Here is a 12,389-nt window from a genome sequence, read left to right on the forward strand (position 1 = left end):
ACTGCAATGATGGCTAGACCACAAAGTTGAGTGTAAATATTCATAATCATTTCCTTATTTCAGATATTTACTTGATTATAACATTGATTATCACACCATGACTCTAAAACTCAGAAAATTCAAAGAATGTTCAAAAATGAACCAAAAAAGTGGATTTAAAAATTTAACGATTTAGTGTATTGAAGTGTTGACTCAGGTATACAAAAGTTAGATAATATAGGGAAAATAAGTGATTTTAGGCGGAGGCAGATAAATGGATATCAGATTTGAAAAAAGGGAGCAATTAAAAGAAAAGCCAGATTGGAAAAATCTTGGTTTCGGAAAGTACATGACAGATTACATGTTTGTATGTGATTGGGATAGAGAAATAGGATGGCACGATGCACGAATCGTCCCAGAAGGACCAATTGAGCTTGATCCAGCATGCATGACACTTCACTATGCGCAGGAAACATTCGAAGGAATGAAGGCTTATCGTAGAGAAGACGGAAAGATTCAGCTTTTCAGACCAGAAATGAATGCAAAGCGTATGATTAATTCTAATGAGAGACTTTGCATGCCAGCATTTCCTGTAGAGGATTTTGTTGCAGCAGTAAAGGCATTAGTTAAAACAGAAGAGGCTTGGGTTCCTTCTGAAAAGGATACATCTCTTTATATCAGACCATTTATGTTTGCTACAGAGGCAGCACTTGGGGTTCATATGGCAAAATCATACAAATTTATGATTTTATGCTGTCCAGTTGGAGCATATTACGCAACAGGTCTTGACCCAGTTAAGATTTTAGTAGAAAATGAATTGGTAAGAGCAGTTGCAGGCGGTACAGGCTTTACAAAATGCGGTGGTAACTACGCTGGTTCTATCGCAGGTCAGGTAAAGGCTGAGAAGCTTGGTTATTCTCAGGTTCTTTGGCTTGATGGTAATGAGAGAAAGTACGTTGAAGAAGTAGGAACAATGAACATCATGTTCAAAATAGACGGAGAAATCTGGACAGCACCAACAGTAGGTACTGTACTTCCAGGTGTAACCAGAGATTCTATGATCCATCTTCTTAGAGACTGGGGATACAACGTAAGAGAAGAGCGCCTTGCAATTGATGACCTTATGAAGGCTGGCCACGATGGAAAGCTTGAAGAGGTATTCGGAACAGGAACAGCAGCAGTCATCTCACCTGTTGGAGAGCTTCGCTTCAAGGATGATGTTGTTGTAATAAATGGAGGTAAAACCGGCGAGCTTACTCAGAAGCTTTACGATACACTTACAGGTATCCAGTGGGGTAGACTCGAGGATAAATATGGATGGACACAAGTAGTAGACTAAATTTAGAATTAGACATCAATACTGAAGATATGCAGTCGTTACAGGATGTGTTCTGTAAATCTAACGACTTGTATTTAATGTGTATTGGGAAAAAACATGGTCAAATCACATCCTTCTCAGGCTCTCAGTCTGAGGAGGATTTTGTTGAAAGAGAATTTCCATCATCACTCAGACAAGAAATCATGGATTCATTTGTTGATGGAATGGCTGAAAACATCGTTGAAAGATTTGGCAAAGAAGAACACTTCATGTATCGAGGCGTGGCAATTCGCGGTACAAATGGCGAATTATTAGGGGCATGGCTATGCTTTGGTATCAATCAAGATAAGCTTCCAGAGACAATGCAGCTGCCAACTGAGATGAAAGTCACAACAAGTAGCGCATTTGACAAATCAATTCTTCTAATTGAAACTCTGACAAAATACTATTTCGCAGAAAAATTAAAAACACTTGCCCTTCAGGCTCAGCTTATCCACGAAAAGGATACAGGCCAGGACATAAAATATAAGCTTAAGAAAAATGAAATCATGACAGATATCCTGAGGTTTATGGAGTCTGAGAATTCATTTTCAAAGATTGCAAAGGACATCTTGAAGGATGCAGGCAAATATTTAGACTGCACAAACACAGCACTTTTGCAGATATTTGAAAACAACAATAGTGTTGATATGATTGCAGAGTGGAGCAAGACTGAGGAAGACGCTCTTATGGAGCAGTTCGTTCATATCCCAAGAATGGAGCTTCCTTTTACTAATGGCAAACCATATACCATTTCATCTGATGCAACACTCCCAGAGGCATTTGAAATCTTTTTCCTTAAATATGGAATAAAGGCTGCAATCTTTTTACCTATCAATGTTAACGAATCTCCTGCAATGTACATGTGCTTTTTCGTATTAGATCAGGAGAGAAAATGGAGCGTAGAGGATTTACGCTTTGCCAACGATATTAAGCGCATGGTTCAGACTGTGCTTGTGAAGAAGATTACAACCAATTCACTTGCCAGCTCCTATAGCGCCCTTGAGGCAATTCTTAAAAATGCAGGATACGGCCTTATCGTTGCTGATATGGAAACAAAACAGGTGCTTTATCGAAACGACACCTTTAACAAGATGTTTGCCAACGAGGCGGACCGCGCAGCCGTCAGGGAAATCATCTATGATGATAAGTACGTGCAGCCTGATTTAAATGGATTTTCCGTACCAGGCTCAGGAAGATGGTTCGACATTTCTGTAAGTACTATCAAGTGGGTAGATGAAAGAGATGTTAGGATGATTACCTTCTATGACACTACTGACTTAAGACTATATCAGAAGAAGGTTGAAAAGCGTGCATCACAGGATGCTCTTACAGGCTTGTTTAACAGAGGTATCTGCGAAAGAGATATTGCACTTGAACAGCATGTGGCTAAAAAGCTTAATAAGGAATTTGCAGTCCTTATGCTTGATATTGACGATTTTGCAAATGTTAATGAAGGCATGGGATTTAAGGTGGGAGACGAATTACTTGAATATGTTGCCCACAGTATCAACGATATATCTCAGGTTAAGGATAGATGCTACCGTGTAGGTGGCGATGAGTTCGTAATCATTGTAAATTGCGAAAACTACGGACATTTAGATTACATAGTTAAGCGAATAACCAACCTATTTAAGAACCCTTGGACTTTAGAAGGTGTGGATTACTTCTGCTCTATGAGCATGGGTTGTGTAAAGCTTAAGGATAATGAGGACAGTGTATCAGACATATTCACTTATCTTAATATCGCCGTACACAGCGCTAAAAACAAGGGCAAAAACAAATTAGAATATTACAACGAAAAGTCAAAGGCAATTATCGCTGAACGCAAAAAGCTAGAGCAGAATCTTAAGGAAGCTGCAAGTGATGATTGTAATGAATTTGATATTTACTATCAGCCAATCATGGAATTTGTAAATGGTATTCCAATCTGCCAGGGTGCAGAAGCTTTAGTTAGATGGAATTCCAAGGAATACGGTATCGTCAGACCAGACAAATTTATCCCAGAGGCTGAAAAGCTTAGGGTTATGGATGCAATCGGAAACCATGTTATTGAAAGCGCCATCAAGGCCTGCAAGCACTGGAACGATTTCGGATGCCCAGAATACAGAATCAACATCAATCTATCTGTTTACCAGTTATCTCAGAAGGATATTTTGGAAAAGATAAAGGCTGTTATCAAAAAGACATCCATCAATCCTGCTAACATCATCTTTGAGGTGACCGAGGCGTTAACATTAGAGGATATGGAATGGGTTACAAGAATCCTATCTTCTATCAAGGAGCTTGGTTGTAAGGTCGCCCTAGACGGATTCGGCAAGGCAAATTCTTCTCTTATGAGTATTAGAGACCTGCCAATCAACCTGTTGAAGATTGATAAGAGCTTAGCCGCTGATATGAACACTGATAAGTTCGCGGCAGCCTTCATAAAGACTATTACTGAACTTGCAACTTCAATCGATGTAGATGTTTGCGTTGAGGGAATAGAAGAGGATAGTCAGTTAGAAAAGTTAGGCCTCTACGGGGCTAAAATGGCACAGGGCTACTACTTCGATGAACCACTTACAAAGGGAGATTTCGAAGAAAAATATTTATAACAGAAAGGTAAGGGGAATAATGTACACACTTGAAGACATCAGAAACACAGATGCAGAAGTAGCAGAGGCTATAGTAAAAGAGTTTAACCGTCAGTCACAGCACATCGAGCTTATAGCATCAGAAAACTGGGTATCACCAGCAGTTATGTCAGCCATGGGTTCAGTACTTACTAACAAGTACGCTGAAGGCTATCCAGGCAAAAGATACTACGGTGGATGCCAAGAGGTAGATGTTATTGAAGAGCTTGCTATCAAGCGTGCTAAGGAGTTGTTTGGCGCTGAATACGTTAACGTGCAGCCACATTCAGGAGCACAGGCTAACATGGCTGTTCAGTTTGCAGTTTTAAAGCCAGGCGATACTGTAATGGGCATGAACTTAGACCACGGCGGACATCTTACACATGGCTCAAAGGCTAACTTCTCCGGAACCTATTTCAACATTGTTCCTTATGGCGTAAATGATAACGGCTTTATCGATTATGATGAGGTTGAAAGAATTGCACTTGAGTGCAAGCCAAAGATGATTATCGCAGGAGCATCTGCATACTGCCGCAAGATAGATTTCAAGAGATTCAGAGAAATCTGTGACAAGGTTGATGCAGTACTTTTTGTAGATATGGCTCACATTGCTGGTCTTGTTGCAGCAGGTGTGCATGAAAGCCCAGTTCCTTATGCTGATATTGTTACCACTACTACACACAAGACATTACGTGGACCTAGAGGTGGTATGATTATGGCAACTGCTGAGGCCAATGAAAAATACAACTTCAACAAGGCTGTCTTCCCAGGTATCCAGGGAGGCCCACTTATGCACGTAATTGCCGGCAAGGCTGTTTGCTTCAAGGAAGCCCTTGATCCAAGCTTCAAGGAATATGGCAAGCAGATTGTAAAGAACGCACAGGCTCTTTGCAAGGGATTGCAGGATAGAGGAATCAAAATCGTTTCAGATGGTACAGATAATCACCTTATGCTTATCGATTTAACACCATTTGAACTTACAGGAAAGGTAGTAGAAAAGCTTTTAGATGAGGCTCATATCACTGCCAACAAGAACACAATTCCTAATGATCCTAAGTCTCCATTTGTTACATCTGGTATCCGTCTTGGAACACCAGCTGCCACAACAAGAGGCTTAAAGGAAGAAGATTTTGATAAGGTAGCCGAAGCTATTTCCATTGTCATCAAAGAACAGGAAGCTGGCATCGAAAAGGCTCGCGCTATTATCAAAACATTAACAGACAAATATCCACTTTTAGGTGGTCAGGAATTCTAAAAAATACATGCAGCCATTCAGTAGACCTTCAATTGCAAGCTGGCAATAACACTGCAAAATCAGAGCGAGTGTGGTCTGCTGCGAAGGCTGCATCATTTTTATTAAAATAAATGTAGGATGGCTTTGAAAAATTATCTGCGATTACGTCATCCCAGGTTAAATCTACGTTGTAGTACATACCATCTATATAGACGATGTTCCAGGCATGATTTATGCCTTTTGAAGTCCCTGTCACATAATAGCAAGGAATGCCCACTTTGTTGCAGGCCAGCTGGAAAGCTCTTGCATAGCCGGCGCATACAGAGTAAGAAGATGTAAGGGCAGAATATGCGCTTTGATTTAAAGGCGAATCTACGTTATATGCTGTGTTAGAACAGATATAATCATGTATATATTTTTCTTTTTCAATATCAGTAGACAAAAGCGATGCATTATATACCAGATGATTAAGCTTGGTCTCAAATAAAGTATTTGCATTTGGAAAATCTGAAGGACTAATTCCGAATTTCAATTGAAGCTTAATAACGGTCTGGCTGCTGTTTAATGCATATCTATAAGATGTATTAAGCCAAAATAGCTCTGGATGATCAAAGAAGAAGCAGTTCATTGTGTAATCCAGCTCTGAAGCAGAAAGAGGTACCTGTAAAGAGAACATAGAATCATCAAAGGACATAGCTTTATCATAAATCTGGCTATATACGGTCAGTTCGTTTTGGGAGAGACTATTTCTGTATACTGCATAGTCAAGGGGGTACTCCTTAGCGCGCGCAGTTGTAGAGACGGATAGTGCTAACATCATAAGAATCGTGTATAATGTTTTAAAGAGCATCAAAGAATTTCTCTTTTTTTTCATACCTGCAATCCCCTAATTGATGTTTTAACAATTTGAAGTATTATTCATTATAGAAAATAAATATGAACAATTTTCAAACAATAAAGAGATTCACAAAGAATTCACAGAGATAATACACACGTGTGTATTAAAGTGCCATTGTACTAGAATTTATGCCGCTTTGAAGAATATCTGGTAATTGACAAAAAATTATCATTTAGAGTATATTATATATACAGGAAACTCTTTTTTTGAGTTAGAGTTTACTAACACACTTTATAAATGTAGGAGCAAATATGCTAGATTACAAGGTAATTGAAGTTAAGCAAAGCATCTTTGAAGACAACGATGCTGACGCCGAAAAGCTTCGAGCAGAAATCAAGGCTCAGAAGACATTCTTAGTCAATTTGATGTCGGCTCCAGGCTCAGGCAAAACTACCACATTATGCCAGACAATTGCTCGTCTTAAGGACGAAATGCAAATCGGTGTAATGGAGGCTGATATTGATTCTGATGTAGACGCTGCTACTATCATAGCGGCAGGCGCTCGTGCAATTCAGATACATACAGGAGGCATGTGCCATCTTGACGCAGATATGACTCGTCAAGGCTTACACGAATTTGGCACAGAGGATTTAGATCTGGTCTTCCTGGAAAATGTTGGTAACTTAGTTTGTCCAGCGGAATTTGATACCGGTTCATCAAAGAACGTTATGATTCTCTCAGTTCCTGAGGGAGACGACAAACCTGCTAAATACCCACTGATGTTTTCAGTGTGTGACGTAGTTCTTATCAACAAATGCGACACACTTGAAGTGTTTAGCGAATTTTCAAAAGAGACAGTTGTTGAACGCATCCACAAGCTTAACCCTAACGCAAAGGTTATTTTTGTTTCGGCAAAGACTGGCGAGGGCTTCGACGAATGGGTCGACTGGTTGAGGGGCCAGGTAGCTGAGTGGAATGCATAGTGTCTTTTTGACTGGAGTTAATAATTAAGGGTTGTAAAAGGAGGAAAGAAATTATGGGAATTGGACCAGATAATTTGGGCGATTTCTACCCTGATTGGGTAAACGAGTTAAAGGATGAGGATATCCGTCCTGAGATTCTTGAACTTGGAAAACTTATTACAGACCGTGCTAAGATTAAGCTTGGTCTTCAGAAGATTACAAAGTATGATCCAGAATACTGGGCAGTTGCTAATCTTGCACCAACAAAGGAAATTGCAGAGCTTGCACTTTCTATGGGTGGCATCAGAAAGCCAAAGACATTCAAGCAGCTTCTTGAAATCACAGGTCTTGATGAGAAGACATTAACAGAGCGTCTTGAGAAGGCTAGCTGGACAGGTCTTTTAGAGTGGAACTATGAGAACGATGCTCACGAGAAGCAGTGGGTACTTCCAATGTTCGTACCAGGTTCTGCAGAGTTCTCTAACATGAACCAGGATTTCCTTGCAGAGCATCCTGAAATGGGACGTTTCTTCGAGAGAATGAGCCGTCTTCCACTTGAGGGACTTACACACATGGTACCACCAGGAGGTGCTGGTATCGGTATGCATGTTATCCCTGTAGAGGATGCTATTTCTATGGAGCAGGAAGCAATCGGACTTGAGAAGATTTCTTACTGGCTCGATAAGTACGAAGGAAAGTATGCTAAGTCACCATGTTCTTGCCGTCTTTCTAGAAAGACATATGACGAAGGCTGCGCTGACGATCCAGAAGGATGGTGTATCGCAGTTGGTGATATGGCAGACTACGTTGTTGAGACAAACAAGGGTGGTGTTTACATCACTAAGGAAGAGGCTCTTGATATCTTCAAGCAGGCTGAGGACAACGGCTTCGTTCACCAGATTACAAATATCGATGGCGAGAACAAAATCTTCGCTATCTGTAACTGTAATGTAAATGTATGTTATGCGCTCAGAACATCACAGTTATTCAATACACCTAACATGTCACGTTCAGCATATGTAGCTCACGTTACAGCTGAGGACTGTGTCGCTTGTGGTAAGTGTGTTGAGAACTGTCCAGCAGGTGCTGTTAAGCTTGGTCAGAAGCTTTGCACAGCTGATGGAAAGCAGGTTACATATCCTAAGCAGGTACTTCCTACAGAGCGCAAGTGGTCTACAGACGAGTGGAATGATAACTACCGTGACACTAACAGAATCAACTGCTATGACACAGGTACAGCTCCATGTAAGACAGCTTGTCCAGCACACATCGCTATCCAGGGTTACCTTCGTATGGCAGCTCAGGGGCGTTACAAGGAAGCTCTTGCTCTTATTAAGCAGGATAATCCACTTCCAGCTATCTGCGGTCGTGTATGTAACAGACGTTGTGAGGCTGCTTGTACAAGAGGTACAGTTGATGAGGCTATCGCAATTGATGAAGTTAAGCGTTTCTTAGCAGAGATGGATCTCAAGGCTGAGACACGTTACATCCCTAAGAAGATTGTTCCTTCACAGAAGGGTGAATTTACAGAGAAGGTTGCTATCGTTGGTGCAGGTCCTGCAGGTCTTTCATGTGCTTACTACTTAGCACTTAAGGGTTACAAGCCTACAATCTTCGAAAAGAGCAATCATCCAGGTGGAATGCTTCGTTATGGTATTCCTTCATTCGTACTTGAGAACAACGTTATCGACGCTGAAATCGAAATCATCAAGGAACTTGGTGTTGAGATTAAGTGTGGCGTTGAGGTTGGTAAGGACATCACTCTTGATGAATTACGTAGCCAGGGCTACAAGGCATTCTACGTAGCTATCGGTTGCCAGGGTGGTAACCTTCCAAACGTACCAGGTGATAAGGCTATCGGTACAGCAACAGCTGTTGATTTCCTTCACGAGTGCTCAGAGAACGAAGCATACGATATCAAGGGTGACCTTGTTGTTATCGGTGGTGGTAACGTTGCTATCGACGTTGCTCGTTCTGCAAGACGTGTTGGTAATGAAAAGGTTTCTATGTTCTGTCTTGAGAGCAGAGACATCATGCCAGCTTCACCAGAGGAAATCGAAATCGTAGAGGCTGAAGGCGTTGAGCTTAACTGCGGTTGGGGTCCTAAGGAAGTTCTTGTTGATGAGGCAGGAGCTGTTAAGGGAATCGTTCTTAAGAAGTGTACACGTGTAAAGGATGAGACAGGACGTTTCAACCCACAGTACGATGAGAACGACACAATCACAGTAGAGTGTAAGCACGTTATCTTCTCAGTAGGACAGCGTAGCGTATACGGAGACCTCTTCAAGGGTTCTAAGGTTGTTATCGAGAGAGGCCCTAAGGCTGACGCTCTTACATACCAGACAGACGAGCCAGACATCTTCGTTGGTGGTGATATGTACACAGGTCCACGTTTTGCTATCGATGCTATCGCAGCAGGTCGTGAGGGTGCTATCTCTATCCACCGTTTCGTACAGCCACACAGCTCACTTACAATCGGACGTAACCGTCGTGACTTCATTGAGCTTGATAAGGAAAACCTTAAGATTGGTGATTACGATCACAGCCCACGTCAGATTCCAGGCGTATCTAAGACTACAGTGGACGGAGAGCTTACATTCCGAGATAAGACAGTAGAGCTTACAGAAGAGCAGATTAAGGTTGAGACAGCTAGATGTCTCAAGTGCGGTGCTTCAGTTGTTGACGAGAATAAGTGTATCGGTTGTGGTGTATGTACAACTAAGTGCGAATTCGACGCAATTAAGCTTTACCGTGAGCGCCCAGAGTGCTCTAAGATGACTCCATCTGAGGACAAGCTTAAGTACGTTCTTCCAAACGGCTTAAAGCAGCGCATCAAAGTTGCTTTCAAGCATAGATAATTTAAAAATGTAATTTGAGAAACAACCCGTTGTTACCTACGGGTTGTTTTTTTTGACGATTTTAGTCGGTTGCTTAGTTCATTTGAATAAGATGGTTATTTTGTTAAGTTTATAAACTAAGAATCTGCATTTCACTTAAAAATTGGAATATGAGTTAAGTGAATATAAAAAAAATAGAAATAAACTTAAAATAGGTTAAATACTTTTAGGCAAACTTAAGTTTATTAAAGAGATTAAAAAATTCACTTAACTTATCATGGAGAGATTATAAGTTTATTTTGGATAATTCATTAGAGACTTAACAAATTCAAAGATTGGAATTATAAAGTTAAGTTTATTTTGATATGATTCTTTTTCACTTAAGTGGATTTTGCATTTTTAAGTGAAAATATTCAAATCTGAAATTCACTTAATTAACAGCTGGTTTATATATAAGTGAATTTGATAAATATATATATAAAACTTAACATCAAAAATAAGGACAATTTATGCTATCATATAGGCATAGGAGGGACATATGCGAAACATTTATTTATTTGCAAACGGATTTGGCGAGACAGTAAGAACTCTGATTATCGCATACCTAATTCTTACATTCGTATTTACGGTATATTCAATAGCAAGAATGTACTACATTGAGCATAAATCAAATAATGTGAAGACAGGAAGGACCAGAGTTAAATATCTTCAATATACAGGGCGATTCATACAAATGCCTGTTTATTCCATGGAAGAAATGGCAGCGGATAAACACAAGCGAGATGTTAAGCTTATGTATTTCCCAGCAGATAATCCAAAGAGCAAGCGATTTATTATGATTCTACCAGGTGGCGGCTACGCGCATCTTTGCACCAAGCAGGAGGGATACCCTGTTGCAGCAACTCTTAACAAAATGGGAATCAATGCATTTGTATTAGAATATAGCGCAGGAAGAGACTGTGAGCCTTATTCACCTATGATAGATTTAGGTACAGCGCTTGTTCTGATAAAAGATAATTTAGAGAAGTTTGACGTTGTTATGGATGGCTATGCTCTTATGGGATTTTCCGCAGGAGGAAACCTTGCCGGAATATTCTCAAGCCATAAATTTGGTTATTTAGATTACCAGCTTCCAAAGCCAGCAGCTGTCATCCTGGGCTATCCTTGGACATGTGTTAACGATTGGCTACATCATCCATATTGGAATATTTGGATTGGTTTACTTGGAATATGGCTTAGCAACAGAGGAAGCTTTTATATGTTCGGCTTACGCCACATCAGAAAAGGTCGTCAGATGTTAGATGTTCAAAAATACATCGGTGATGATTACCCACCTACATTTATGTATTCTGGCTCTTGGGATGTATTAGTCCCAGCCAGCCGCCATGCAGATGTATTTGACGCAGCCCTTACTGAGCACGGTGTAAAGCATGTATACGAAAAGTACTTCGGCGTCCCACACGGCATCGGCCTCGGCCTCCACACCAAAGCTGAAGGCTGGCTAGAGCGCGCCGTAGAATTTTGGGAAGCAAACTAAGCCTTCTCCCTCTGGGAGAAGGTGTCACCGCAGGTGACGGATGAGGGTTTTCTCCAATTCTATCTTTCCTAGAATTTAACTCTAGTATCACATAATCGCAACTCTACGACACATAGGTTTCTATATCATCCTGCATCTTGTACCCTAAAGGTGTAACAATTGTAGCGACAGGAGGTCACTATGTTAGATTTAATCAAAATCGGTTCGTTTATATCTAATGTCAGGAAGGAACAGGGCTTAACGCAAAAGCAGCTGGCAGAGCTTGTAGGAGTTAGCGATAAGGCCGTATCCAGATGGGAAACAGGCAAAGGATTGCCGGACACTAGCATCATGCCTGAATTATGCAAGGCCCTTGATATTAATATAAATGAACTGTTATCTGGTGAGCGCCTGGACGCAGATACCTATAGTGGAAAGGCGGAGAAGCTTATGGTTGATTTAGTAAGAGATGCACAAAAGAACAGAAATGAAAGAAAATCAGTAATAATTGGGCTATTGCTAGGTGTTGTATTTTTGATAGTAGGCTTGCTGTTTATTGCGTTTGTCAGTGGAAGCAGCCTGGTCTATTATTTGGATACACCATCCTTTATTATTGTTATAGCATTTCAATTTATATTATTAGGGGCTGGTGGACAGATGCATAGCTTTATATCGGCCTTTAAGCTTATTTTTAGCAAGCATAAGGAAGACTTGATGTCAGAGGTGGAGCAGTGTGAATATGCAATTAAGTATGCCAGAAGGGCAGCAATCTTTGGAGGCATTCTTTCTAGCATAATGGGATTTGTTACAGTATTTGCTATAGTATTCCGTGAAGCTTACGATGTTCTCGGACCTAATCTTGCCGTTGCAGTACTGTCACTGTTCTATGGCCTGCTTATTTCAATTATACTCATGCCAATCCAAGGCAGATTACATAAAATGCACTAGTTTTATATTATGTATTACTACCTGAGAGCAAAAATAGAGGATAGGTAGTAGTGGAAAAAATATGTATTACTACCTGAGAGAAAAAAATTTGAAATAGATAGTA

At 40.5% G+C, this 12,389-nt stretch carries 8 protein-coding genes; 7 read left to right on the top strand and 1 reads right to left on the bottom strand.

The genetic code is table 11. The annotated features are described in order from the left end of the window. Positions 1 to 253: 253 nt before the first annotated feature. Genes G611_RS0100765 through glyA form a run of 3 tightly spaced genes read left to right on the top strand, consistent with a single transcriptional unit; the run spans position 254 to position 5,206 of the window. Positions 254 to 1,318 (top strand): branched-chain amino acid aminotransferase, encoded by a 1,065-nt coding sequence (locus tag G611_RS0100765; protein WP_028241977.1) that lies wholly within the window; start codon positions 254 to 256, stop codon positions 1,316 to 1,318. After that, positions 1,297 to 3,933, top strand: coding sequence for a bifunctional diguanylate cyclase/phosphodiesterase (locus G611_RS0100770; protein ID WP_081656927.1), 2,637 nt, complete (start codon positions 1,297 to 1,299; stop codon positions 3,931 to 3,933). The genes G611_RS0100765 and G611_RS0100770 overlap by 22 nt, the downstream gene beginning before the upstream one ends. A gap of 19 nt (positions 3,934 to 3,952) precedes the next feature. Next, the gene (gene glyA / locus G611_RS0100775; protein ID WP_028241979.1) at positions 3,953 to 5,206 is read left to right on the top strand and encodes a serine hydroxymethyltransferase; all 1,254 of its coding nucleotides are present in this window, start codon (positions 3,953 to 3,955) and stop codon (positions 5,204 to 5,206) included. 28 nt (positions 5,207 to 5,234) lie between these two features. On the opposite strand, the gene G611_RS0100780 is transcribed toward glyA, so the two are convergent. Beyond that, positions 5,235 to 6,059, bottom strand: coding sequence for a transglutaminase domain-containing protein (locus G611_RS0100780; RefSeq protein WP_028241980.1), 825 nt, complete (start codon positions 6,057 to 6,059; stop codon positions 5,235 to 5,237). Between the two features lie 275 nt (positions 6,060 to 6,334). Here G611_RS0100780 and hypB point away from each other — a divergent pair, with 275 nt between their 5' ends. From hypB to G611_RS15040, 4 genes are all read left to right on the top strand, one after another. Continuing rightward, positions 6,335 to 7,006: a hydrogenase nickel incorporation protein HypB gene (gene hypB / locus G611_RS0100785; protein WP_028241981.1), complete on the top strand. Its 672-nt coding sequence runs from the start codon at positions 6,335 to 6,337 to the stop codon at positions 7,004 to 7,006. 53 nt (positions 7,007 to 7,059) lie between these two features. Continuing rightward, a complete protein-coding gene (locus G611_RS0100790) occupies positions 7,060 to 9,843 on the top strand; it encodes an FAD-dependent oxidoreductase (protein WP_196801519.1) in 2,784 nt (927 codons plus the stop codon). Between the two features lie 517 nt (positions 9,844 to 10,360). Continuing rightward, positions 10,361 to 11,359 carry an alpha/beta hydrolase gene (locus G611_RS0100795; RefSeq protein WP_028241983.1) on the top strand — a complete coding sequence of 333 codons (999 nt, stop codon included), beginning with the start codon at positions 10,361 to 10,363 and terminating at the stop codon, positions 11,357 to 11,359. 180 nt (positions 11,360 to 11,539) lie between these two features. Continuing rightward, the gene (locus G611_RS15040) at positions 11,540 to 12,286 is read left to right on the top strand and encodes a helix-turn-helix domain-containing protein (RefSeq protein ID WP_051194988.1); all 747 of its coding nucleotides are present in this window, start codon (positions 11,540 to 11,542) and stop codon (positions 12,284 to 12,286) included. Positions 12,287 to 12,389: the final 103 nt, after the last annotated feature.

The sequence above is a fragment of the Pseudobutyrivibrio ruminis AD2017 genome (genome assembly GCF_000424305.1).
Lineage (GTDB): Bacteria > Bacillota > Clostridia > Lachnospirales > Lachnospiraceae > Pseudobutyrivibrio > Pseudobutyrivibrio ruminis_B.

What these genes read in the sequence shown, in the direction of transcription:
- G611_RS0100765 (WP_028241977.1), top strand. Translation starts at nt 254, where the DNA reads ATGGATATCAGATTTGAAAAAAGGGAGCAATTAAAAGAAAAGCCAGAT.
- G611_RS0100770 (WP_081656927.1), top strand. Translation starts at nt 1,297, where the DNA reads ATGGACACAAGTAGTAGACTAAATTTAGAATTAGACATCAATACTGAA.
- glyA (WP_028241979.1), top strand. Translation starts at nt 3,953, where the DNA reads ATGTACACACTTGAAGACATCAGAAACACAGATGCAGAAGTAGCAGAG.
- G611_RS0100780 (WP_028241980.1), bottom strand. Translation starts at nt 6,059, where the DNA reads ATGAAAAAAAAGAGAAATTCTTTGATGCTCTTTAAAACATTATACACG.
- hypB (WP_028241981.1), top strand. Translation starts at nt 6,335, where the DNA reads ATGCTAGATTACAAGGTAATTGAAGTTAAGCAAAGCATCTTTGAAGAC.
- G611_RS0100790 (WP_196801519.1), top strand. Translation starts at nt 7,060, where the DNA reads ATGGGAATTGGACCAGATAATTTGGGCGATTTCTACCCTGATTGGGTA.
- G611_RS0100795 (WP_028241983.1), top strand. Translation starts at nt 10,361, where the DNA reads ATGCGAAACATTTATTTATTTGCAAACGGATTTGGCGAGACAGTAAGA.
- G611_RS15040 (WP_051194988.1), top strand. Translation starts at nt 11,540, where the DNA reads ATGTTAGATTTAATCAAAATCGGTTCGTTTATATCTAATGTCAGGAAG.